The organism is Bacillus infantis (assembly GCF_020171945.1).
GTDB lineage: Bacteria > Bacillota > Bacilli > Bacillales > Cytobacillaceae > Bacillus_AB > Bacillus_AB infantis_A.
The window spans coordinates 120,135-145,677 of record NZ_JAIVAP010000011.1; the positions used below are offsets into that span (position 1 = coordinate 120,135).

A 25,543-nucleotide genomic window follows, 5' to 3' on the forward strand; every position below is an offset into this window, starting at 1 on the left:
TTCATGATATCTTTTCAAAAAAAAGTAAGAGGCGCAATTTTGGGGGCTGCCCTGGGCGATGCCCTTGGAGCGCCGGTTGAGAAGCTGAGCTATGAGCAGATCAAGGAAAAGTACGGGCGCGTTGAATCGCTCCGGACAGAATGGTACAAGGCAAACTCTCCCGAGATTAATCTCGGGAGAAAGCGCGGCAATGGGATCGTGACAGATGACACGCTCATGATGCGTGCCCTGATAAATGTCTATCTGAAGGAAAAAAGGCATCTTGATGCATATGATATGGGGAAGGAATTCATCAAGGAGATTGCGTTCCGGAAAACGTATATCCCTGAATTCGATAAGGAAGGGCTTGTCATTGACAGGCTTTTTTACCCGGAAAAGCATATTTTTCTCCGCCATGTTCTTGCCAATTGCGAGCCGCGGGAAGGAGGCCATGGCAATATGGTCAACTGCGGCGCTGCTATGTACTGCACTCCGATAGGGATAGTAAATGCAGGCAATCCGAAGGCTGCCTACGATGAGGCGATCCTGTTTGCCATCGGCCATCAGGTCAGCTATGGACTCGAGGCTGCCGGGGTGTTTGCCGCCTGTGTGGCGAAGGCGTTCGAGCCTGGTGCTGGTGCTGCTGATATTGTTGAGACGGCTCTGCTGTACGCAAAGGACGGCACCCAAAAAGCAATCTGTGATCTGACTGATGCGGCTTTTGAGCTTCGGTCAAAAGAAGCGGGGATGGACGAAGTGATCCGGACACTGCAGGAGAAGATCGCTCCATATTCGCCGATGGGAGATGATGTCCACCGGAAAATGGAGAAAGCTGGGCTAGCCTCCAACCATTATACGCCAAGCCGGCTTTTCTCAATAGAAGAGCTGCCAATGGCACTGGCCTTTATTGTCCTGAATGATGGAAGCTTCTATCCGTCTGTTTATGACGGCATCAATTCGGGCCGTGATACCGATTCGATAGGAGTCATGGCAGGCGCGATCCTGGGTGTGATGCATGGAGAAGATGTTTTGGCTGAGCAGGATATTGAGCTGCTGGAAGAGACGAATAAGATGGACCTCATGGGGCTTGCTGATGAATTCGCCATTCTGGCTCAGGAGCTGATCCGGGAGGATATTCTGCTGAACGAAAAGAGACAGAAATTGCTTCAGCAATAGAAACGGGAGTGAGGAATTGATTTCTGACAACTATCTGCATAAGGTCTATGCCGGTTTCCTGGGTATGAATGCCGGCATCAGGCTGGGTGTCCCGGTGGAGCCGACAGAATGGACAGCAGAAAGAATCCAGCTTGTTTATGGAGAAATCAAGGGGTATGTAAAAGACTACAAAACATTCTCGGCTGATGATGATGCAAATGGACCCGTCTTCTTTATCCGGGCACTTTATGATGATGCTGCGGGCAGGGAGATGGAGCCGCAGGATGTGGGAAGGGCCTGGCTGAACTATTGCCGCGAAAATGTCGGGATGATCTGGTGGGGCGGAGAGGATATCAGCTCAGAGCACAGGGCGTACAAGAATCTGAAGAACGGCATACCCGCCCCAAGGTCCGGGTCTGCTGAAGAAAATGGAATCATTCTGGCTGAACAGATTGGCGGCCAGATATTTGTGGACAGCTGGGGCCTGGTTTTTCCCGGCAATATAGAAAGGGCCGCGCATTATGCCGAGATGGCGGCAAGTGTTTCCCATGATAAAAACGGATTGTATGGTGCCCGCTTTATGGCTGCATGCATCAGCAAGGCATTTGAAACCGCAGCGTTAGATGAGGTGATTAAAGCGGGGCTCAGTGTCATTCCTGATGATTCGCTGTACAGCAAGGTCGTTCAGGCGGTCATGGATTGCCATCAGGAAAATCCGGATGATTTCCGCGCCTGCCTCCGCTACCTGCATGATGACTGGGGATATGATAAATATACAGGAATCTGCCATATCATCCCGAATGCCGGAGTATGTGCACTTGCCCTTTTATACGGAGAAGGAGATTTCGCAAGGACCATTGAGATTGCAGCAATGTGCGGCTGGGACACCGATTGCAATGCCGGAAATGTCGGTACGATTGCTGGTGTGATGAACGGCCTTGAGGGGATACCGGCCCATTACCGGAAGCCGATGAATGATTATATCGTCGCTTCGAGTGTATCTGGCTATCTTAATATCATTGATATGCCGACCTTTTCAAAGGAGCTGGCTCTCCTCGGATACAAATTGGCCGGCGAGGAGCCTCCTGAAGGACTTACAGTCAGGAAGGGAGAGGTGTACTTTGATTTTGCCCTTCCTGGCTCCACCCATGGATTCCGCACCAGCAACTCCTTCAAGATTCCGGCCCTCCGCCATCATCCTGGAATTGGCGGCGGCTCACTGGAAGTGATTTTTGACCGGATGGTTGAAGGGGACTTTGGAAAGGTTTTTTATAAACCGTATTACCGGCGGTCTGATTTCAATGATGAAAAATATAAGCCGGTCTTTTCCCCGCAGGCATACAGCGGGCAGACAGTAACTGCAGAGCTTTATCTTGATAAATGGCAGGGTTCGGGCATTTATATTACTCCTTATGTGAGAGATACCTCAACACAGGAAGATATTCTGATGGATAAAGTCCTGTTAAAGGAGGGGGCATGGGAGAAGCTTGAATTTATTATTCCTGATACAAAGGGCAGTATGATTGATGAAATCGGCTATAAAATTGAAAGCCCTTCCATATTGACTGCACGCGCTTTTGGTGCTCTTTATATCAGTTCATTCCATATCCATGGCAACGCCGACTATGAAATTGATTTTTCCAAGCTGGAAAAGGAGTTTCTCAGCCTTATGCCATTTTCCCACAGCGGCGGAGAGTGGACGGTTGAGGGAAATTCCATCAGATGCATAAGCGAAGGTGACAATAGTTCATTTACAGGGAATTATTACAGCCGGAATCTTGTGCTGACTGCAGAAGTTGAACCGGTGAGAGGTGAAAGCCATCTTCTGCTGTTCCGTGCCCCTGGTATAAAGCGAGGTTATTATGCCGGCTTTGACGGCGAAAATAGGGTTTCGCTGATTTTAAATGATTTCGGGGTTAAGCGTCTCCTGACTGTTCCTTATGAATGGGAATATGGAAAGCCCTATACATTCAGGGCGGAATGCAGGGGCAGCCTGATTAAATTTTATATAAACGGGCGGACTGTTCTGTCTTATCAGGATGAAACCCTTGCTTATGGAATGTATGGCTTCGGCTGTATGGATGAAGGGGAAATGCTTGTCCATTCCTTTGAAGTGAGAGCAGAAGGATAAATTTATATAAGCGAAGCTCTTTTCACGTCTGCCTGCATTACGATGGAACCTGCAGAGCGGAAAAGAGCTTTCGCTAAGAGGGGAATAGCTCCATGAAAAAAAACAGCACCATCCGGGATGTTGCCAGGAAAGCCGGGGTTTCGGTGGCCACTGTCTCACGATATATAAACAGCAACGGATATATCAGCGGGAGGACCGGAGAGAAAATCCAGGAAGTGATGCTGGAGCTGGATTACCGGCCCAATGAAATTGCCCGCGGCCTGGCCAGGAAAAAAACGGATACCATTGCTTTGATCATCCCGGAAATCACCAATCCCTTTTTCCCGGAGCTTGTTGTGTCCATTGAAAAGAAAACGAAGGAAAAGGGATATTCGCTCATCCTGATTCATGCGGATGAAGAAAGCCTGCAGGACAGCGTATTTTGGAGGAATCTTGAAAGCCGTTATATCGATGGACTGATTCTTGCCTCATTTCAATTCAGCAAAAAAATCCTCAGTGAGCTGGATGCCCTTCATGTTCCATTTGTCCGGATCGACCGGGCAGCCGACCATGATTCCCCTAATAGCATCGGGATGGATAACAGAAAGGGGGCAAGGCTTGCTGTCAGCCATTTGATTGAGAGCGGCTGTAAGAAAATTGCCCATATTAGCGGACCGCATACTTTTCCCCCTTCGATCGAGCGCCTTCGGGGGTATAAAGAGATACTGGAAGAGAAGCTGCCGTCCGAGTGCCCTATCGTGATGGAGGGCGATTTTTCCCTGGAAAGCGGCAAATCTGTAACCGGAGCACTGTTGAAGCAGCACAGCGATATTGACGGTCTGTTTCTTGCCAATGATATGATGGCCATCGGTGCGCTGAAAACATTGAAGCAGCTTGGGAAAAAGGTGCCGGAGGATATTGCCGTCATTGGTTTCGACGGAATCAAGCTTGGCGAAATGGTTGAACCCGAGCTGAGCACCATTGAACAGCCGATCTTCAGCATCGGGACAGTCGCTGCTGCCCGTTTAGTTGGACTGATTGAGAACCGCGGGGAATACGAAAGCCAGACAGTACTGGATGTCCGCCTCGTCATAAGGGAATCAACCAGAAGGAAAGGCAGGCGGGATGAGTTATATATTTAAGGAGGGTATGCATGGCCAGGAAGGTAAACATTGCAGCAGTACTGATTCTTTTTATATTGGCTTCAATCGCACCCGACGCATTCGGATCAAAGCAGAAGCAGGAAAGTGTCCAGATTACAGATTCCATTGCCTCACAGGCACTCATCCATGATGAAACCCCAAAGCAGCATAAGCTATCCTACAAGGTTTATTTGCCCTCAGGCTATGATAAAAAACGCAAAGAAGGCTATCCGGTCCTTTACCTTCTCCATGGAAGCAATGGAAATGAAAACAGCTGGGATGAGTTTTGGCCTAAGCTTGACGAAATGATTGAAAATAAGGTGATCGACCCGGTCATCGCTGTTGTCCCGTCCACCGGAAACAGCTATTGGGTCGACTCTAAAAAGTATGGCCACTATGAATCAGCCGTTATCCAGGACCTTATTCCAAATATAGATAAAAAGTATAATACGAAAAAGGACCGCACAGGCCGCTATATTTCCGGTTATTCGATGGGCGGATATGGGGCATTGAGATACAGCCTGACCTACCCGGATTTATTCGCTGGCACTGTGCTTCTCAGCCCGGCCATCCAGAAAGCTGAACCGCCCGCTACTTCAGGAGCGGTGGAAAGGGGAAGCTTTGGAGAGCCGTATGATCCGGGAATCTGGACCAGCAAAAATTACCCGACAGGCATTGACTCTTATGTGAAACAGCCGCACCGCCTTCCAATCTACATCGTCACAGGGGATGATGATTGGAATTACTTGAGCGAGAAGGAAGACCTTCCGGCAGATGCCTACAAATATAATATGGAAGTCCAGGCTGTCCAGCTTTATCAGGAGCTGCACAGGAAAAACCTTTTTGCGGCCGATTTTGAAAAATGGGAGGATGTGCCGGCCAATCCTGCGGAACTCAGGATCATCAATGGCGGGCATGGGCTGGACGTCTGGCTGAAGGGCTTTGAAGAGGGGCTGAAATACTTATTTGGGAAGCCGGAAGCACCGGATTTTTCACCGGTATATGATGCCTCGAAATATATTACAAAGAGGAAAGGGACCGTCACGTCAAAAATCCTTACAGACGCTGGAGGACGCTCCCTTCCTTATCAGGTCTATGTGCCCGCAGGCTATAATGCTGAAGAAAATAAACGCTACCCAGTTGTCTATCTGCTTCATGGAAGCTGGGGAGACGAAAAGAGCTGGAATAAGTTCTGGCCTATCCTGGATAAGAAGATAGAAAGCGAAGAAATCGGCCCTGTCATTGCGGTTGCACCGATTACTGGGAACAGCTATTGGGTTGATTCAGAAAAATATGGTGCTGTCGAGACTGCAGTCGTTTCAGATCTGATAAAAGAAATCGACCAGAACTATAAAACCATTGCGTCGCGGGAAGGGCGAGGCCTTGTCGGCTACTCCATGGGAGGATATGGCGCTTTAAGATATGCTCTGACCTATCCGGATAAATTTGCCGCTGCATCATTGCTGAGTCCGGCCCTCCAGCATGATGAGGCGCCTGCAACATCAGGCGCTGTCGAAAGGGGCTCGTTCGGGGAGCCGTTTAACCCTGCTCTCTGGGATGCTCTTAACTATCCTGCAGCACTTGAACAATATGGCAAGCAGCCTTATGAAGTTCCAGTCTATATTTATGCCGGCGATGATGACTGGAACCATGTCAGCGAAAAGGAAGATCTGCCTGAGGACTCCTACAAATACAATATGGAAGTCCAGGCAGTCTCCCTCTATCAGCATCTTCACCGCTCCAACCTTTTTAACCGTCCCTTTGCAAAGTGGGAGGAGGTCCCGGGGAGTCCGGCAGAACTCAGGATTCTAAACGGCGGGCATGATACAAATTTATGGAGCCTGGGTTTTGAGGAGGGACTGGAGTATATGTTTGGTAATGGGCTGAGTGCAGTCAAGGAACATTAGCAGCACTAATTTATTTGAAAAGAGGCACCCTTTGAGGGGTTGCCTCTTCTTTTATATTACTGGCTTTGCTGAGAGCAGGAGCATTCAGGAAGAGTTGAAAGCTAGCTTAATGTCATTTGTCAGCTCCAGAAGCTTGAAATACCTTCAGAGGAAAATCGACAAATATCGGGAGGTGCCTGTCACCTTTTCTGAAAAATATAAATAGTGGAACTTTGGAGTTTTCGCTAAAGCAGCTGAGTCTTATGACGATAAAGGTTATTGTGGGTAATTTTAATCACGACTATATGCTCATTCTGATAAAGGCAAACCTGCTGAAAGGCAGGGACGCAAAGCTATGGGTCTAAGGCTTCCCTATTGGAGCTATGATTGCCAGGCCGCCGGATTAGCCTGAATTAGACAGATGGCTGTTCCTATTATTTGGATTGGCCATCTTTTTTTGCTTTACCGGTATACATGCAATGCAGCTATATATTCTTTTACCCGAAAATTTGCACAGTGAAGGAGAAAAAGAACATGCAGCCAAGAAAATTAATTATCATTGTTGCTGTTATGCTGACGCTCATCGCAGCGGGCAGCTATCAATGGCTGCAGGCGGACCAGCCTGCAGAAGCTAAAGGGAAGGTCAGCCAACAAGCACTCTCGAAACCATTCGAAGTGGCGTCTGTCCAATTCAATCCCATTCTGAATGAAAGGGATAAAAACGTAGATGAACTCCTGAAAGTGACAGAGGAAGCCTTCAAGAATGGGGCAAGGCTGGTGGTTGCTCCTGAAATGGCGACAACAGGCTATTATTATGCTGACCGCAAAGCGATCGAGCCTTTTGTGGATACGATTCCTGGAAAGACGACCAGCGCTTTCGCAAAGCTGGCCAAGAAATATGATTCCTACGTGGTATTCGGCATGCCAGAAGTAGACAAGGAGACAGATCTTTACTATAACGCTGCCGCTCTTGTCGGTCCTGAAGGCTTTGTAGGCAAATACCGCAAAACGCAAATGTGGGAAACAGAAATGCACTGGGGAGCGTGGGGCGACCTGGGAGTGCCTGTTTTTGATACAAAGCTTGGAAAAATAGCCATCAATGTTTGTATGGATTCAGCCTATTGGGAGACTGCGAGATTAGCAGGGGCGCAAGGGGCCGATATCCTGGCATTCCCTACTAACTCATCGGCACAGGCCATTTCGGCCCTGCCTGCTCGGGCTCAGCAGAATGGGATGTATGTAGTCAGCGCCAACCGTTCTAATACTGAGAACGGCTTCCATATGGTCGGAGGCAGCGCCGTCTGGTCTCCGGAAGGCAAGAAGCTTGCCGAAGCCGCTGTAGTCATGGATCCAAGCGAAGACATCAATGAAACAACGATTACGTATGCGACTATTGACCCGAAAGAATATGACAACCAGAATAAAGAGTATTTGAAGGAAAGAAGACCTGAGCTTTATAAAGACTTAATGCTGAAAGTCGCTCCGTGGGACTATACAAAAACAGCAGAACCGAAGGATATTACGGCAGCTGCGCTTCAGTATGAGCCGGCAGTTGGCAATAAAGAGGCCAATAGGGAAAAGATTGCCGGACTGATCAGGGATGCAAAGGAAAAGAACAAGGACTTGAACCTTGTTGTCCTTCCTGAACTGTCTGCAACAGGACCTGTACAGGGACTGGATAAAAAAGAGATTGAAAAGCTGGCCGAAAAGGCTAATGGCGAGACAGCACAATTCATGGCTGCTCTTGCAGAAGAGTTCAACATATCGATTATCTACGGAATTGTTGAAAAAGAAGACGGCAAGCTCTATAACTCAGCTGCGCTGGTAACCGAGGATGGCGAGACTGCCGGTAAATATCAAAAGACGCATTTAAGCAAGAATGACAAAAAGTGGGCAAAGGCAGGAAATGATCTGCCGGTATTTGAGACCTCCGCTCTTGGAAAAGTAGGAATTTTAATTGGCGAGGATGCTGTCTATCCGGAAGCATCAGGAGTGCTGGCAGCCAATCGTGCTGATATCATCGCCATCCCATCTGCGTGGAATGGACAATATGGCGGTGATATGGAAATCGAAAAGCGCCTATCAGCCAATCCTTATCCGGACGGCAGCATGGTGACATGGGATGCAGTGGCAATCGGAGCCCAGGCTTATACGGTTGTAGCCAACTATACAGGAACTGAAGCAAATTATTTAGGCCGCAGCAGCCTTTATACACTGGACCCGCTCTATGCGCTTGACCAGCCTATGGCCGCATCAGCCGGCAGTGAAGAAGCTTTCATCGTTTCCTTCAGGACGGTGCAGCCTGACGCCTGGTTCAATCAGGAAATGCTCATCCTTTCAAGGCAGACAGCTTACTTCAAACCACTTATCGAAGAGTAAAATAAACAGCAGGAAAAAGGCAGCCCCATGCCTTTTTCTTGTTTAATAGAAAGGCATGGGAACTATGAAAAAAATGAAAATATCATTCAAATGGAAGCTGCTTGTTTACTCCCTGCTTCTGGCGATCATCCCGATGGTGCTGATTGGTTTCCTTGTGGACCGCACTGTTACCGACCGGACGGAAAAGGATTTTATCAGATCAAGTGAAAGAGAAATTAAGCAGGTGGACAACGCCATCTCAATCTATTTTCAATCCATCAGGGAAAACGCCCTGCTTTTGGCGACAAATCCAGATGTACAAAAAGCCGATGAAAGCATCACTTCTTATATAAAAGCATCAGGCGGCGATACGATTGAAATGACACCTTCCCAAAATGGTGCACTGGAAAAAGAGATATTCCAGGTGTTCTCCCAGTTCGGCAGCACGCATCCGAATGCAGCGTATGTGTATATGGGTACAGAGGATGGAGGCTATGTCCAATATCCGGAAGGTCCTACCACCCCAGGATTTGATCCGAGGGAGCGCCCTTGGTATCAAACAGGCATTGACAGCTCAGGCGAAGTGAAAATGACAAGCGCCTATGCGGCAAACGGCTCGGACGCCGTCATTGTCAGCAATGTATCAGCAATTGAACAGGGCGGGAAAAAGGTTGGTGTGCTTGGATTTGATGTCAGTCTCGGCGGATTAACAGATCTCGTCAAAGACATCAAGATTGGGAAAAATGGCTATGTAATGCTTACGCAGGGTGACGGAACGGTGCTCGCGCATCCAAAGAAGCCGGAGATGAACTTTAAGCCGATCTCAGACTTGAAAATTAATGGATTGACTGCGACAACAAAGGATGGCTCTTTTGAAACAAATATAGACGGCAAGGATTATGTATTGAATGTGATCAGCTCCAATAATGAAGGCTGGAATTACATTGCTGTTATTGAAGAGAGCGAGCTGTCTGCGACCTCTGACCAAATCCGCCGGGCCCTCCTGATTTTGGGAGCCGTCGTAGCAGTCATTGCTGTCCTGGTTTCCATTTTCATGAGCCTGCGCATCACCGGCAACATCAAAAAGATCAGCGACTTTTCTATGCTGATGTCAAATGGCGATCTCACACAGCAGGTGGATATTAAATCCAATGACGAAATCGGGGAGATGGGCCGGAACTATAACCTGATGGCAGGCAATCTTAAAGAAATGATCACTAAGATCTCTGATGGTTCCCAGCAATTATCAGCAACTTCTGAGGAGCTGGCTGCCGGATCGGCTGAAAACCAGAAAGCATCCAACCAGATTTCTGAATCCATCCAGGGGGTCGCTGCCGGTACAGATCAGCAGAGCGATGCAATGGAGGATGCAGTCGGGGTTATCAATCAAGTAGCAGGGCATGTAGAAAAGGTCGGGACAAGCATGCTGGCTGTCCGAAAATCGATCAGCCAATCTGCAGATACTGCCAATAAAGGAAGAGAAGTGGTCAGCAAAACGGTCCAGCAGATGGGCGAAATCAACCTGCATGTCACTTCCTCTGCTGAGAAAATCGGTGAGCTGAGCGAAATGTCCAATAAAATTGGCCAGATTACGATGATGATCCAGTCCATTTCAGAGCAGACCAACCTGCTTGCTCTCAATGCAGCCATTGAAGCGGCGAGAGCTGGGGACCATGGAAAAGGATTTGCTGTTGTGGCTGACGAAGTCCGCAAGCTGGCAGAGCAATCAAGCCAGTCAGCCTTGCAGATCAATGAAATCGTAGTTGATATTAAAGAAGGAATCCAGGACTCCATGGACCTTGTCAACAAAGGATCAGAGTCTGCCAAGCAGGGCCTCCAGCTTGTGAACGAAAGCGGGACGGCTTTCGGTGAAATCCGCAGTTCTGTCATGGGGGTTGCAGAAGACGTCACCGAAGCAGGAACAGCCATGGATACCATGAGGGATCGCATCCAGGATGTTGTTCAATATATTCAGCGGGTCTCACAGACAACTATAGAAGTGAACGACCACTCCCAGACTGTGGCAGCTTCATCCCAGCAGATGAGCGCCTCTATGGAGGATGTTTCTTACGCTGCACAGGAACTGGCCAAAATGGCTGTTGAGCTTCAGGAGGCTATTGGGCAGTTTAAGCTGTAATTGATGATGGGTTAGATTTATACGCTTTGCTTACCTATGGGAGAGGGCACTATCCCTTCCCCTTAATAGGATGTTCTCACAGCCCAAATTCCTTTTGAGGAATTTGGGCTATTTATATTTCAGGAAAAATATACAAGTATATTTCCCCCGAATCAATGCAGGCAGAAATCCTAAGTGTGCTGAGAGATGAAGCATTTAATTGCTTCAAAACTGCCCGGAGCCCAGGAGGATCAAGTTAGATTTTTTTAATCGTATTTTTGTTGGGAGAAGGAGAATCTGAAGTATTTTCCTATTCTGTTTAAATAAATTATCCTTTGAAATAAAACCCATATTTTACAACAAGCTATTTTCCTTCAATTCCATTAAAATCTATCTGATAACCATGAAGGAGGAACGCACTTGCAGCGTGCATTTAAGATTATTTTAACTCTATTTCTCTTGTTGACTATTCCGGTGTCGATTAACCCTAAAAAGGCGGAGGGAAGCATAATCTTTCCGGACGTATCTGCCTTTCGGAATGAAATTTTATTTTTATCAGGCAGAGGAATTATTGGCGGGTATCCAAACGGTAAATTTGGGCCGCAGGATCCGATAACGCGTTTACAGGCCGTTCAGATGATTATAAGAGAACTTGGCATTAAAACAGGGGATGCGCCAAACCCTAATTTTAAAGATGTCCCAAAGGGCAGTTATGGGTATGAAGTGATTGCCAAAGCAAAACAGATGGGCATCATTTCAGGTAAAGGCCCTGGAGTTTTTGATCCAAATGGTCTGCTGACAAGAAGCCAGATGGCGATTATTCTTGTGAATGCTTATAAGCTTAAAGGCATTTCTTATTCAAGCTTCAAAGATGTGCCGGCCACAGCAAGCACTTATCCATTTGTACAGGCATTGGCAGCACATAATATCACGAGCGGCTATCCGGATGGAACCTTCCGGCCGAATGCAACCATGATCAGGGCGCATTTTGCTGCGTTCATGGCCCGCTTTTTAAATGAAGATTTCAAACCGTACGATATGGCAAAAGCGCCAGTGCGCAGTACAGAAGAAATTGCAAAGAATGAGCAGAGTGTTGTTGTCATTGAGGTATATGATGAAAATGATGAACTGGTTTCACAAGGAAGCGGATTCATTGTGGCCAACCAGCTTGTAGCCACAAACTTTCATGTCATCAGCGGGGGAACAAGGGCTGTTGCCATTACAGAAAGCGGCCAGGAATTCGAACTGGAAGGGGTAGTTAAATACGATGAGTATCTTGATATAGCGATCCTGAAGCCGGCAGAGAGAATTGGTTTTCCTTCCCTGCCATTGGCTAGCTTTAGTTCAGCAGTTAAAGGCGAAAAAGCAGTAGCAATCGGCAGCCCGTTTGGTTTGAAAAATACAATTTCAGAAGGGATTGTATCCGGGAAGCAAATCTTTGAAGATGAGATGGGCAGCCTAAAGGCTATACAAACAACTGCCCAAATCACCTTTGGAAGCTCGGGAGGGCCGCTTTTAAATATGAAGGGCTATGTGCTTGGACTGAATTCTTTTGGATTTGAAGATATTAACTTTGCCATTTCTTCAGATTATGTGAATGAGTTTTTAACCGATTATAAGAAGGCTGATTTTAAGAAAATCGGAACCGAGGGATTTTCTGACATGCCTGTTTTAGACTATGAGGAAGATGAAGAATGGAATGAGGATGAAGTGGAGGAAGAGCTTCCGGAACCGGTGGATCTGGAATCTTTCCAAGGCACAAAGCAAACACTGTCCGATATCTTCCTGGATGCTGTGCATGACAGTGAGCTTCCGGTTGTGTATGGAATCAACGAAGATGGTGCGCTGATTGCTGTTAATTATGAAACGAAATCCATTAAGCGTCTGCCATTCAGTTTGCCTGCAGAGAGCGTTTTTTATGAGAATGGGGAGCTTTATGTCACCCTGTTAAAAGGAGAACACAGCTCTTATTGGTGGGATGAAGCACAAGAAGGGGCAGTAGCTATTGTTGACCCTGCGACATTTAAGATAAAAAAATACTTTGATATCAATGTGGACCCGTATGACATTGCTGCTGATGAAAACTTTATTTATGTTTCTTCAGGTTCGGGCCAATGGACATACTTAAAAAGCTATAACAAAGAAACCGGTGCTGAAGTATCGTCTAAATCGATCCGCCAGCAAAGCGAAATTTTTATGCATCCTGACAAAAAGAGAATATATGCGATAGACTCAGATACCAGCCCGCGGGATATGGAAGTGTTCACTGTTGAAAATGGTATATTTACAGGAGGCTATGATTCTCCTTATCATGGAGATTATAGGCTGGATACCTATATGACCATTTCTCCTGATGGCCGCTACCTGTTTAACCATGCCGGAACAGTCTTTAGATCAACATCTTTAAAAGATACAAATATGAAGTTCTTCACTGACCTGAAAACAGGATTCAATGATGTCACGTTCAATTCGGAACTGACAGAATTCTATTTAACGGTAGGTGATAGAGTCTATGTTTATAACTATGAGACTTTTACACCTATTAAAACATACAGTTTAAGTGGAGAAGGGTACTTCCTTTTTAACCACAAAGGCAAATTGGTGGTTTTAGGAGAAGAAGTTTCTCAGAGTACAGGGATTTGGAAGACTTTTATTACGGTGGGCAACGGGAAATAATGAAAAAGAGGAAGCCTTGTGGAGAATATCTCCATGGGGCTTTTTTTATGTGGAGACCGGAGCTTTAGGATCCGTGGTTGAAGGGAGCAAACACACTTATTGAGGAAAAGGCCCGCATTTGGCTGCGGGCCTTTTCCTGTTTAGGTACCTGGTACCAAGTAAGCATTCTTTTTTACAGCATCGGCCCAATCCCCGGCCCAAACGGAATGCCGAAGAAGTAGAATACGAGGATCAGGATGATCCAGGTGATCAGGAAGCAGATGGAGTACGGGAGCATAAGGGCAATGAAGGTCCCGATCCCGGCTTTTTTATCGTACTTCTGCATGAATGACAAGGTGATGACCATATATGGCATCAATGGTGTGACGATATTTGTGGACGAGTCGGCTATCCTGTAGGCAACCTGGGTGAATGCAGGGTTGTAGCCCAGCTGCATGAACATTGGGATGAAGACAGGAGCTTCAAGCGCCCACTTGGCTGAACCAGATGTGATCAGGAAGTTCAGCAAGGCGGTAAAGATGATATATCCGATGATGAGTCCGATTCCGGTGAACTCGATGTCCTTCAGGAATTCGGCGCCGTTTACAGCTACCCATGTCGCGATGTTGGACCAGCTGAAATAGGCGATGAATTGGGCAATGGCAAAAATCAGGACGATATAGCCTGACATATCCTTCATCGACTCAGCCATGTACTTGGCGACATCTCCGCTTGATTTGATGTTTCCGACTGTCATACCGTAGGCAACCCCGATCACAATAAAGAAGATAAGGGTGATAGGAACGATTCCGTCAATGAATGGAGATGGGACAATGGTTCCGCCTTCGCCGCGCAATGGGCTGTCAGGCAGGAAGAGAGTGACTAGGATAATGGCTAAATAAACTCCTCCGGCAATGACAGCATTGCGCAGGCCTTTGCCTGCTTTCGGATGGTCTTCAGTGACTGCTTCTTCGACAACATCTCCTTTATATTTGCCAAGGCGCGGCTCGATGAATTTAGTTGTCACGAGACTGCCTACAATGGTGAGAAGGAAGACCGAAACAATATTGAAATAATAGTTATCAACAGGTGAAACGGTAAAACTGTCATCAATGATCCTTGCAGCTTCCGTGGAAATACCTGCAAGCAATGTGTCTGTCCCTGTAATGACAAGGTTGGCTGTGAAACCGGCACCGGCTGCAGCATACCCGGCTGCAAGGCCTGCGATCGGGTTGCGCCCGACTTTATAGAAAACCATGGCGGCGAGCGGCGGGATCAGTACCATGGCAGCATCTGATGCCAGATTCCCCATGATACCGACAAACACAACGGTATAAGTGATCAGTACCGGAGGTGATTTCAGGATGGTCTTCCTGATGGCATAATCGAGCAATCCGACTTTCTCGGCCAAGCCGATACCAAGCATCATGGCCAGTACGAGGCCGAGCGGTGCGAAGCCCGTAAAGTTATCTAGCATCGAGCTCAGGATATACTGCAGACCTTCACCGGATGCTAAGCTTTTGACGGGCAGCTCTTCCCCTGTGCCGGGGTGGACGACTGTAGCACCGAACGCTTTAAAAATCGCTGAAGCGACAATGACCAGAAGCGTCAGTACGACGAATAAAATAAATGGATCTGGCAGCTTGTTGCCTATTTTTTCAATTCCGTTCAAGAATTTCTGAAAAAACCCTTCCTTCTTCTGTGGACTTGTGCCAGGCTGGTTTTCAAGTTTCATGAGGACCCCTCCGATAACTTGGAAGGCATTACACCTTCCGGAATTGGACATGTATAGGGATTTCCGTCCCTGAATTGAGCAAATTCCTGCTGTACTTTTTCAAGCTCTTCTTTTTCCGTCAGCATCCTGATGGCTGTCAATGCCATCGCCTCCGCCGCCCGCAGCATGCCTTTATGGGCGTAGCTGCTGATTCCCTGGGCGGTCATCTGCCAGGTATGCAGCGGTGTTCCGAGAGCAGAGGTGGAAGCTGTCAATTGTGCGGTCGGGATGACCCAGCTGACATCCGAGACATCGGTCGAGCCGGAAAGGATGCCGTCTGACGGTTGGTACGGCGATATCGTGTCTGCCAGATATTTTCCGGCAAATTCACTGCCGTCCCCTATGTAGCCGAAACCTTTTAAAATATCAATATAGCTTTCTTTTTCGCCTTCAGAGAGCGTGTCCCACAGCTGTTTCGCATAGAACTCTTCCTGCTCGTCCGGCTTTTCGATCCCAGCCTCCAGCAGGCTTGCATGGAGGATGCGCTCCAGGCTGCGGTTCGGGATATAGTTGGAGCAGGCTTTATCAAACTCGATGGTCAGCTCCGTTTCAGTCATTAAAGCGGCACCTTCCGCAATTTTGCACACCCGCTTGTAGATGTCGTCAACCTGTTTAACCTTCGGGGAGCGTATTAAATACAGGACCTCTGCATCCGCCTGAACCACATTCGGCGAAATGCCGCCCGTATTGGTGACCGCATAATGGATGCGTGCCTCCGGGATGACATGCTCGCGGAGGTAGTTGACCCCGACATTCATAAGCTCGACTGCATCCAGTGCACTCCGCCCAAGGTGAGGGGAGTTGGCCGCATGAGAGGAAAGACCTTTAAAGCGGAAAAATACCTGATAGTTTGCAAGGCTTGATAAGCTCATAATGCTGTTGGCCGGCGACGGGTGCCAGGTAAGGGCGATATCGACTCCGTCAAAAACCCCTTCCCTGACCATAAATGTCTTGCCTGAACCGCCTTCTTCACCGGGACACCCGAAAAATTTAATCGTCCCCGGCAGATTATTTTCCTCAAGATAATTCTTTGCGGCGCAGGCTGCTGCAAAAGCACCGGTGCCAAGCAGATTATGGCCGCAGCCATGGCCGGCATTTTTCCCAGTCGGTTCTGGAGAGGATTTGCCAGGCTCCTGCCCAAGGCCGGAAAGGGCATCAAATTCTCCGAGGAAGCCGATGACAGGAGAACCGCTGCCATAGGAGGCAGCAAAGGCGGTTTCAATATTGCCGGCATTCCGTTCAACCTGGAAACCGGATTTTTCACATTCAGCTGCAAGGAACTCAGCAGAATCATATTCTTCGAAGCGTGTTTCTGGATGATGATAGATGTATTCACTAATCTTCTCAAAAAGTTGTCTATTTTCAGATAAATATGTTTTTACAGGGGAAGTCATCAGGTCACTCCTTTAAAATAAGTCAAATATCGGCTGTTATAAGGAAGCCTCTTTTTCCAGGAATCGTGTGATTACTCGAACGCCTTTGGCAATGTCTTCAATGGAGGCAAATTCGTCCGGGTGATGGGAAATGCCATCCTTGCAGGGGATAAAAATTAATCCGGAAGGCCATTTGGCTGCCATATTCATGACATCATGGCCGGCGCCGCTGTTCATGCTGTGGGCCTTTAAGCCCAGCTCTCCGCATATTCCGGTGAGTTTTTGCTGCATGTCCGCATCAAGCATGATGGAATCATTGTTGATTAGAGTTTCTACATGAATTTCCACCCCGCTGTCTGCAGCGGCCTCCTGGCAAAATTCCTTTATTTCTTCTGAAAAAGAACGTTTCAGCATGTCATCAACGCTGCGGATATCGATGCCAAGCTCGATTTCTCCGGGGATGACGTTCATGCTGTTCGGTTTTAAATCAATGGTGCTGACTGTGGCGACGAGCGGCTGGATGCTTTCTTCACTAAGCTGTGAAGCCCTTTCATGCACAAAGGTGACGAGCGGGGCGATGGCCACAAATGCATCCTTGCGGTTATGCATCGGAGTCGTTCCGGTATGGCCAGCCATTCCTTTGACGTGAATCTTCAGGCGGACCGGGCAGGCAACGCCGTTTACAATCCCGATTTCTGCACCATGCTCTTCGACTTGGGTTCCCTGCTCGATGTGAAGCTCTAAAAAGCAGGCAAGCTTCTCAGCAGGCAGTTCTGCTTCTTCAATCCTGGACCAGTTGAGCCCAAATTCCTCAGCAGCCTCTTTAACAGTGACACCATTGCGGTCAGTCATCCTGCCGGCTTCCCGGCTGTTGAGTTTTCCGGAGACGGCTTTGCTGCCGATAGTGGACAGGCCGAATCGCGCCGACTCTTCTGAGACAAAGCAGACGACTGCAATATCTCTCGCTGGCCGGAACCCTGAATCCTTCAGTGTTTTGACGGCGGCCAGGGCACTGAGCACCCCGGCTGGGCCGTCATAGCCGCCGCCATTCACAACTGTATCAAGATGGGAGCCCACAGCAACGGCCGGTGTGCTGCTGCCTGTTTCCCAAATGGCCCACTGATTGCCGGCCGCATCCTGATGGGTATGGAGCCCGAGCTCCTCCGCCACTTTTCTGAACGCAGCATGGGCAGCTTTTTCCTCAGTGGTGAAGCTGAGGCGGGTGAAGCCCTCCGGCTGGTCCATGCTAGAGACTGTATTAAGGATGGCCAGATTTTTTTCAAGCCAGCTGTGCAAATCAGCCATTGGAGGAGCCGCCTTTGATGATGCTGGCGAATGTATCGACCGCTGCCGCAAGCACTCCTTCCTCATAATCAAACTGAGGATGGTGGTGCGGGAAGTCAAGCTTAGTGCCAAAGAGCATATAGGTCGCCTTGCCGCCATGCTCCTGTACCTTGTTCATCATAAAGCTCGCGTCTTCAGAGCCGGAGACAGGGACAGAAGGGATGACCTCAGTGACAAGCTCGCTTGAAGCACACCACTCCTGGATTTTCGGAATGAGCTCTTCATCGCAGGTCATCACCTCGGTGACGCCGACAGGCTCGATTATGCAGGAAACATCATGCATATCGGCCGCGGCCTTGATGATCCGAAGGGCGCTGTCTGCCATATAGTCGCCGATAGCGTGTGTTTCACCGCGGACTTCAATCTCCATATAGCTGTCCTCAGGGATGATATTGCGTCCGCTTCCTGCTGTCAGGCGACCTACGTTTACGCGGGTGACGCCATCAAAATGGCGCGGGATTGCGTATAGATTATTAGCTGCAGTGGTTGCGGCAAGCAGGGCATTTTTGCCGAGCTCCGGATGCATGCCGGCATGGGAGGAGACTCCCTTGAAAGAAACATTGTATTTGGTTGAAGCTAAAAAGCCTGTTGTTGTCGCGGCAATTGTACCTACCGGATAGGAGTGGATTCCGATATGCCCGGAGTAAAAATAATCGACATCATCGAGCCAGCCTTTTGCCACCATCGCCCTTGCGCCGCGCCCGCCTTCTTCAGCCGGCTGGAAAAGGAGCGTGAATTTTCCCTTAAGTTCATCTGTATGTTCTGCAATATATTTTGCTGTTCCAAGTCCGATTGTCGCATGGCCATCATGTCCGCATGCATGCATCACATTAGGTTCGCCTGAGGCAAACTCATGCTTGCATGGGAGGTGGGATTCATCGGCAGATTCAAGAATCGGCAGGGCATCGATATCAAAGCGGAACCCGATATGGTCTCCAGCTCTTCCTGTATCCCAAGTTGCCACTAGGCCGGTATTGCCGCCTGACAATTTATCAAGCCATTCTTGCTCGACTCCCCAAGCAGCTGCCTTTTCTTCGTGTGCTTCCAGGGCTTCTTTTTTCGGTACGCCGAGGCGGGCATCTTCCTGCAGGGCATCCCTTCCGATATGGAGGATAAAGCCCATCTTTTCGAGTTCCTGCCCGATCCGGTAGGTTGTGATATATTCCATAAAGCCCAATTCCGGCAGGCTATGAAGCGTCCTGCGCCATTCCACTAGCTGCGGAGTAAGATTTTTGACAAACTCGCTGGTCATGTTTCAGCACTCCCTGTATGTAAAATTTTGGTTGTTTCCAAATTTAAGATAAGTATAGAGGAAGTATATTGGTCTAATTATCAGAGTTTGGTTTTCGGATAATAGCCGTTTTATTTCCTTAAAGGGAGTATACTACAATATTTAGAAAATTGATACTTTGTAGAATAATTCACAAACAGGGTATGTATAGATAGTGGGAAATTAAGCAGGGAACGGCTGGAAAGCAAAATAAAAAGCAAGCCGCAGAAAGCTCCTGCCGGCTTGCTATTAATTACCATTCAGTAAAAGTTTATAAACCTTTCTCGGCCTGCCTTTTGACTGGCCCGCCTGGACTGACTTGCTTTCAGCGAGGCCGATTGTTTCCATCTCGGAAAGGATCCGCCGCGCATTCCGCTCAGTGCTCTCCAGCCAGCCTGCCACCTCGCGGGAATTCACTTCGGTTTTTTTATAAAAATTGGACAATGTCTGGATTTTCGAAAGCGCGACAGGAGAGATATTCGCTTTTTTCAGCGTGTCCGCCCATTCCTCATCACTCCATTTTTTAGAATGATAGGTAACCGAATCCCCGGACGGCTGAAACTCTGTCAGTTCCTCATTTTCATCGACGAGAACAATTGCCGGCTTGGCCTTTTGGCGTGCGCTCCTGAGTGCATTTTGCACATTTTCCTCCGCCTGCAGCGCAGTGATGCCGTAACCAAGGCCGATCCGGAGGCGGAACTGTGTCTGGGCATAAACCGTTTCGATCAGATCGTAAAGATCCTTTTTATCAAGCTTGATTTCAACCTCGCCGCGCGTTGTGTAGATAAAATAGAGGCCGTCGCCAATCTGTACATATGACCCGTTCACATGCTCCGCAAGCTCAATGAGCAGCTTCTTCATGGCAAGCTCTTTGTGCTTTCTTTCATATGAAAAAAAGAACTCTCCGTCATTGTCCGGCTGAATGAGCTCGATTCCGAGCAGCGCCATCTGAGACCGCTGATACCAGGATGAATGGCCCCGTTCCTTCAATATTCTCAGTGCAAATTGAATCGAGAGATGAGAAGGGTACACCCGGTAGCAGGGAATTTTCATTTTTTTTAGATAATCATAGACTGACCGCAGGCAGGTAAAAGCCGCTTCAGTCCTGCCCTCGCGGTAAAGCTTTATATGAAACTCGGCCAGCTCCTCAACAGGGCGGAAATCCGGATAAGAAAAAGAATGGATCTCCAGGCTCTGCAGCGAAAAATAGCGCTTCGTCGTTTCAAGCTCTTCTTCCTGGATCGTATCCAGGCTGATGCTTTTGATCACACGTTCCTTATCAAGATAAGACTCCAGCACCTTCCCCAGCAGGCTCGCACCGTAAAGGGGAGGATAAAAGCTGTTCTCCTCGCAGATCAGGTTCTTTGATAAAGCATATGTATAAGGCACCTGCCCGGAAAAAAACCACTGGTCGATCCTTTGCTGGTTTTCCTCAATGATCCCATCGATATCCTCCAGGCTCCCATAATAAAAAGGAACCAGCCGCAAATCCGAAAAAGACTCTGCCGAATCCATAATATGCCGGACCGAATCCTCAGGCCCGATAACCCCTAACGCAATCTCCATTCCACTCACCTATTTCCGCATCAGCTGTAATCTTCTGCCTATTATATACCACATTTACCGTACCAGGTACCTTCCGTGGACAAAAAGAAGTGAAGTGGCTTTTTATGGTGCCAGGTACGCTCCGTGGACAAATAGGGTGGAAGTGTCTTTTTGCGGTGCCAGGTACGCTCCATGGACAAATATGGGAAAGTGTCTTTTCATGGTACCTGGCACTAAATATGGCATGGAATTATATTGACAAACCCGCTGTGTAATTATAGATTCAAGGTAATAAGAAAACGTTTTCCTGAGAGGTTGGAATAAACTATGAAGTTAACTATAAAAGATATTGCCAAAATGGCAGGAGTCTCGGTTGCAACGGTTTCACGTGTAATTAATAAAAGCAAGCCTGTGAATGATGAAATAAGGGAAAAAGTCGAGAAGGTAATCCGTGAGACCCAATTCCGTCCCAATGCACTTGCAAGGGGCCTGATCAGCAAGTCTACGAACTTAATAGGGGTCATCTTTCCGCAAATTAACTATACATCCGCCGAGCTGATCAACGGCATTGAAGATGTGGCTAACAGGAATGGCTACAATATTATCCTGAGCAACACCAGGCTTGATCCGGAAATGGAGCTGAAATCGCTTGAAATATTTAAGGAGAAGCAGGTTGATGGCATTATTTTATCGGCAATCCATACGACCGAACAGCATGTGGATTGGATAAAGGCAAATAAAATTCCCGTTGTATTGGTAGGGCAAAAAATAACGGGTCATAATATTTCCTGGATTGATGTGGACAACTATACCCCAATTACAGAAATGGTCAGATACCTGGTCCGCTGCGGACATAAAAAAATCGGGATGATTCATGGACCGCTGCATGACCAGTCAGCGGGCTATTCGCGCTATAAAGGGTTTCTGGATGAAATGAGCCGGCACAAGCTTCCTGTCAATCAGGATTTCCTAGCCGAAAGCAATTTTTCCTCCGGGGATGGATATGAGGCGATGGTAACCTTGCTTAGAAATAGGGATCTTCCGACGGCCATCCTTTGTGCATCCGACACGATTGCTATTGGCGCCAAAAATTGTGCAGAGGACCAGGGATACAGGGTCCCAGACGATATTTCAATTGCAGGGTTTGACGATATTGAATTGGCAACGCTTGTGCGCCCGCAGCTGACAACAGTCCGGGTCGACTTTGAAGCCATGGGATCCAAAGCCATGGAGGCTCTGCTGCAAAATATTGTCCAGCCCGGCACTGCGCCTCAGGAGCATTATGTAGATTATCGGCTGAGCCTGCGGGACAGTGTGAAGAAATTGGTTTGAACAGACTGGAAGAATCATTATTTCATAGAAAAATATACTTTTAGGAAATCGTTTTCAAAAAAGCTTGTCAAACTATTAAATACTTAATATAATCATAAATGTAAGAGCTAGGAAAACCTTTTCACAAATTCATGCAGAAGAGCTTAATTGGTCTTATCTGCTAAAACTATTCTCAAACAGAGGGGAAGTAAAAAAATGTTCAATTTCTCTAAATCAGGAATGTTCAAAAAGACGGCCGCTGCCGGCATGGCAGCCGCATTAACCTTTTCTCTTGCAGCCTGCTCAGGCAATTCTTCTGAAGGAGATACAGGCTCAAAAGACGGGAAGGTAAACATTATTGTTACAAACGGCAAAGGGGAGATCGATGCCCAGTTTAAGCAGGCCGCAAAGGATTTCATGGCTGATCATAAAGACATCAATGTACAGGTTGAATCAGTCGCAGTCGGAGACGCATTAAACGTCTATGATAAGCTTTCCGCTTCTGGGAAAACGGTTACATTGGCGATGTTTTCTCCTTATGATGCCACTCATAAATATAAAGATGTAGGAATCGATTTGTCTGATGAAAAATGGAATGAGGAAACGAGCGATGCCATTAAAGATGACGAAGGAAATGTAATCGGTTTCCCGTTCGCCCTGGAAGGTATGGGACTTGTTTACAACCAGACAGTGGTTGAAAAAGCAGCAGGCGAAGGCTTTGATCCATTCTCCATCAACACACGCGATAAACTGACAGATCTTTTAGATAAAATCAAGGCATCAGGTGTGAAGCAGCCTGTGGCTTACCAGACTGAAGCATGGTCAGTTGCGAACCATTACAGCTCTTTGTTCCTTAACCAGTCTGAAGATCCAAATGCTACGCTTGAAGAAGTGAAAGCAGGAGAGTTTGACTACATTAAGAATGAGGCCTGGAACGGCTACTACGACACAATGGATATGCTGATTTCCGAGGACTACAATATGTTCGGCGCACGTCCGACAGGCCAATACTATGATGCTGCGCACGTAGCTGTAGGAAAAGGCGATTCTGCGATGCTTTTCAACGGAAACTGGGCTTTTGATTCTTTGAAAGCGCTTGAAGGCACAAACTTTGGATTCATGCCTGTCCCTGTCGACAACAATCCTGATAACCCGCTGAACAACAAGATTGCGGCTGGTCCTACACAAGCGTTTGTAGTCAACAAGAAGGCTTCAAAAGAAGAACAGGACGCTGCGAAAGAATTCTTGAACTGGCTTGTATACGATGAAGCAGGACAGGATTTCGTGGTTAATAAATCACAAATCATCTCAGCATTCAAAAACAATCCAAACAAAGTGACCAACCCGCTTGGCGTTGCCATCAGTGATGCGCTTGCTGCCGGCAAAACAATGCCTTTCAGCACCAACTACATCAACACAGGGGATTGGACTACTATCCTTGGACCTGAGGTTCAGAAGTACATTGCGAATCAAAGCAAGAGAGAAGATCTTGCAAAAGCATTTGAAACCTATTATAAGACCCACCAAGAGTAATCCAGACTAGAGTGAAAACAAAAAAGCAGGCGGAGAGAACGTATCCTGCCTGCTTTTTTTACCTAACAGACAGGATGTGGAAGCATGAAGAAAAATAAAAAAATAGGTGATATCGGCAATTCGCTTTTATTCCTGGGCCCTGTTTTCCTTTTTTTCTGTATCACCGTACTGGTCCCATTTGGATACGGCCTTTTCCTTACGTTTAATACCATGCAGACGCCGGCTGATCCGGTGGTGTTTGCAGGCCTGGCGAATTATCTGGAAGCTGTTAAAGATACGGAATTTTGGAAATCGCTTTGGCTGACACTTAAGTTTGTCGTGGCAACCGTGTTTTTTGTGAACTTGTTCGGTTTTGGCCTGGCGTACCTGGTTACGTCCGGCTTGAAAATCCAGAATTCATTAAGGACGGCTTATTTTACCCCGAACCTGATCGGCGGCCTTGTGCTCGGTTATATTTGGCAGTTCATCTTCGTCCAGTCGCTTCCCGCACTCGGCACCAAGCTTGGCATCGAATGGCTGGAGCTCGGCTGGCTCGGAGATCCGACCATGGCTTTCTGGTCGCTTGTCATCGTAACCATCTGGCAGACAGCGGGCTATATGATGATCATTTTCATCGCCGGATTGATCAGTGTGCCAAGAGAACTGATAGAAGCAGCCAAAATCGATGGAGCGGGCCCGTTCAGAAGGCTTTTGAATGTTACATTGCCTTTGATGGTTCCTTCATTCGTAGTGACCGGTTTCCTTTCTTTAAAAAATGCATTCATGGTGTATGACTTGAATTTCGCTCTCACAAATGGCGGCCCTTTTGGCAGCACCAAGATGGTATCCATGCATGTTGTCAATAAAGCCTTTATTGAATCGAACTATGGGACAGGACAGGCTGAGGCCATTATCCTGTTTGTGATTGTAGCGGCTGTAACCGGCTTTCAGGTTTATACCAGCAAGAAAATGGAGGTCGAAGCATAATGGCCAGGCAAAAAATTGTCACTACCACTTTTCTATATCTACTGGCAATCATTGCACTAGTAAGTTTTATTTTTCCATTTATTTTGCTCATCATCAACTCATTTAAAACCAATGGGGAAATCCTGACCAGTCCTTTTGCCCTTCCGGAAAACTGGAATTTCGCCCACTTTGCTGATGTGATCAACATGATGAACTTTGGTGTCACCTTCAGGAACTCATTCATCGTTACCACCCTGAGCACCCTGTTCATTGTCTTTTTCTCTGCCATGGCGGCTTACCATCTTGTGAGAAGGCCGTCCAAATTCAATAAATTCTTTTTCACCGTGCTGGTTGCCTCAATGGTAATCCCGTTCCAGTCGCTCATGATCCCGCTGATTTATATCTATGGGGCAAAACTGCAGCTGATTGACGCGATTCCCATTCCGTTATTGATCATTTTCTACCTTGGATTCGGCAGCGCGCTTTCCGTATTCATGTTCCATGGCTTTATCAAATCGATCCCGATAGAAGTTGAGGAAGCAGCAAGAATCGATGGCTGCAATTCCCTGCAGATCTTCTTCCTGATCGTCCTTCCGATGCTGAAGCCTATCGCAGTTACGATTTCCATTTTGAACGTGCTGTGGATCTGGAATGATTACCTGCTGCCTTCACTGGTTCTGAACAATGAATCAGTGTATACAATGCCGGTCCAGATGAAGGTATTCAACGGCACGTATATGAATAACTGGGAACTGCTGATTCCGGCAATCCTATTGACCGTCATCCCAATCTTGATCATGTACATGATCGGCCAGCGTGCGATTATTAATGGCGTGATGCAGGGGTCTATAAAATAAGCTGGATTCCGGGTAAGTGACATTAGGTCTAATGGTAAAAAGTGTAAAGTAGGGCGAATATCCCACATTCTGGGGTGAATCCCCGCAATTTTAGGTAGAAAATACAGAAAAACTGGCCGAATTATTGAAAAAGTGGGCTGAATCAGCGTTAAGCAGCGGCAATACCAGATAGTTTTTTTAAAAAAAACGC

At 47.5% G+C, this 25,543-nt stretch carries 16 protein-coding genes, 2 pseudogenes and 1 riboswitch; of the genes and pseudogenes, 13 read left to right on the forward strand and 5 right to left on the reverse strand.

Going from position 1 to position 25,543, the window contains the following annotated elements; all coding sequences use genetic code 11:
- Nucleotides 1-3: 3 nt before the first annotated feature.
- From LCM00_RS15675 to LCM00_RS15710, 9 genes and pseudogenes are all read left to right on the forward strand, one after another.
- Nucleotides 4-1,155: an ADP-ribosylglycohydrolase family protein gene (locus tag LCM00_RS15675; RefSeq protein WP_224903804.1), complete on the forward strand. Its 1,152-nt coding sequence runs from the start codon at nucleotides 4-6 to the stop codon at nucleotides 1,153-1,155.
- Nucleotides 1,156-1,171: 16 nt separating this feature from the next.
- On the forward strand, nucleotides 1,172-3,265 hold the full coding sequence (locus LCM00_RS15680; protein WP_224903806.1) for an ADP-ribosylglycohydrolase family protein: 2,094 nt from the start codon (nucleotides 1,172-1,174) through the stop codon (nucleotides 3,263-3,265).
- A 92-nt stretch (nucleotides 3,266-3,357) separates the two neighbouring features.
- Nucleotides 3,358-4,386, forward strand: a complete 1,029-nt coding sequence (locus tag LCM00_RS15685) for a LacI family DNA-binding transcriptional regulator (RefSeq protein ID WP_224903808.1) — start codon at nucleotides 3,358-3,360, stop codon at nucleotides 4,384-4,386.
- Between the two features lie 11 nt (nucleotides 4,387-4,397).
- A complete protein-coding gene (locus LCM00_RS15690; RefSeq protein ID WP_224903810.1) occupies nucleotides 4,398-6,293 on the forward strand; it encodes an alpha/beta hydrolase in 1,896 nt (631 codons plus the stop codon).
- 291 nt (nucleotides 6,294-6,584) lie between these two features.
- A riboswitch (cyclic di-GMP riboswitch) is annotated at nucleotides 6,585-6,675 on the forward strand.
- A 131-nt stretch (nucleotides 6,676-6,806) separates the two neighbouring features.
- Entirely contained in the window at nucleotides 6,807-8,651 is a 1,845-nt protein-coding gene (locus tag LCM00_RS15695) for a nitrilase-related carbon-nitrogen hydrolase (RefSeq protein WP_224903812.1), read from the forward strand.
- Nucleotides 8,652-8,784: 133 nt separating this feature from the next.
- Nucleotides 8,785-9,828, forward strand: a pseudogene (locus LCM00_RS24915) (cache domain-containing protein); the annotation flags it as partial.
- Between the two features lie 12 nt (nucleotides 9,829-9,840).
- Entirely contained in the window at nucleotides 9,841-10,767 is a 927-nt protein-coding gene (locus tag LCM00_RS24920; RefSeq protein WP_404802166.1) for a methyl-accepting chemotaxis protein, read from the forward strand.
- Between the two features lie 453 nt (nucleotides 10,768-11,220).
- Nucleotides 11,221-11,364 (forward strand): annotated as a pseudogene (locus LCM00_RS24925) (S-layer homology domain-containing protein); the annotation flags it as partial.
- Between the two features lie 18 nt (nucleotides 11,365-11,382).
- Nucleotides 11,383-13,422 carry an S-layer homology domain-containing protein gene (locus LCM00_RS15710; protein WP_224903854.1) on the forward strand — a complete coding sequence of 680 codons (2,040 nt, stop codon included), beginning with the start codon at nucleotides 11,383-11,385 and terminating at the stop codon, nucleotides 13,420-13,422.
- A gap of 172 nt (nucleotides 13,423-13,594) precedes the next feature.
- Here the strand turns inward: LCM00_RS15710 and LCM00_RS15715 are convergent, their stop codons facing one another.
- From LCM00_RS15715 to LCM00_RS15735, 5 genes are all read right to left on the reverse strand, one after another.
- Nucleotides 13,595-15,136, reverse strand: a complete 1,542-nt coding sequence (locus LCM00_RS15715; protein WP_224903817.1) for an AbgT family transporter — start codon at nucleotides 15,134-15,136, stop codon at nucleotides 13,595-13,597.
- Nucleotides 15,133-16,569, reverse strand: coding sequence for a M20 family metallopeptidase (locus LCM00_RS15720; RefSeq protein ID WP_224903819.1), 1,437 nt, complete (start codon nucleotides 16,567-16,569; stop codon nucleotides 15,133-15,135). Before LCM00_RS15720 ends, LCM00_RS15715 begins: the two co-directional genes overlap by 4 nt.
- A gap of 36 nt (nucleotides 16,570-16,605) precedes the next feature.
- Nucleotides 16,606-17,853 (reverse strand): M20 family metallo-hydrolase, encoded by a 1,248-nt coding sequence (locus LCM00_RS15725; RefSeq protein ID WP_224903821.1) that lies wholly within the window; start codon nucleotides 17,851-17,853, stop codon nucleotides 16,606-16,608.
- Nucleotides 17,846-19,144 (reverse strand): amidohydrolase, encoded by a 1,299-nt coding sequence (locus LCM00_RS15730; protein WP_224903823.1) that lies wholly within the window; start codon nucleotides 19,142-19,144, stop codon nucleotides 17,846-17,848. Before LCM00_RS15730 ends, LCM00_RS15725 begins: the two co-directional genes overlap by 8 nt.
- 267 nt (nucleotides 19,145-19,411) lie before the next feature.
- A complete protein-coding gene (locus LCM00_RS15735; RefSeq protein WP_224903826.1) occupies nucleotides 19,412-20,728 on the reverse strand; it encodes a hypothetical protein in 1,317 nt (438 codons plus the stop codon).
- A gap of 306 nt (nucleotides 20,729-21,034) precedes the next feature.
- Here LCM00_RS15735 and LCM00_RS15740 point away from each other — a divergent pair, with 306 nt between their 5' ends.
- From LCM00_RS15740 to LCM00_RS15755, 4 genes are all read left to right on the forward strand, one after another.
- Nucleotides 21,035-22,039 carry a LacI family DNA-binding transcriptional regulator gene (locus LCM00_RS15740; protein WP_224903828.1) on the forward strand — a complete coding sequence of 335 codons (1,005 nt, stop codon included), beginning with the start codon at nucleotides 21,035-21,037 and terminating at the stop codon, nucleotides 22,037-22,039.
- 195 nt (nucleotides 22,040-22,234) lie between these two features.
- Nucleotides 22,235-23,551, forward strand: a complete 1,317-nt coding sequence (locus LCM00_RS15745) for an ABC transporter substrate-binding protein (protein WP_224903830.1) — start codon at nucleotides 22,235-22,237, stop codon at nucleotides 23,549-23,551.
- A gap of 84 nt (nucleotides 23,552-23,635) precedes the next feature.
- On the forward strand, nucleotides 23,636-24,517 hold the full coding sequence (locus LCM00_RS15750; RefSeq protein WP_224903832.1) for a carbohydrate ABC transporter permease: 882 nt from the start codon (nucleotides 23,636-23,638) through the stop codon (nucleotides 24,515-24,517).
- Nucleotides 24,517-25,353 (forward strand): carbohydrate ABC transporter permease, encoded by an 837-nt coding sequence (locus LCM00_RS15755; protein WP_224903834.1) that lies wholly within the window; start codon nucleotides 24,517-24,519, stop codon nucleotides 25,351-25,353. Before LCM00_RS15750 ends, LCM00_RS15755 begins: the two co-directional genes overlap by 1 nt.
- The last annotated feature ends 190 nt before the right edge of the window (nucleotides 25,354-25,543 follow it).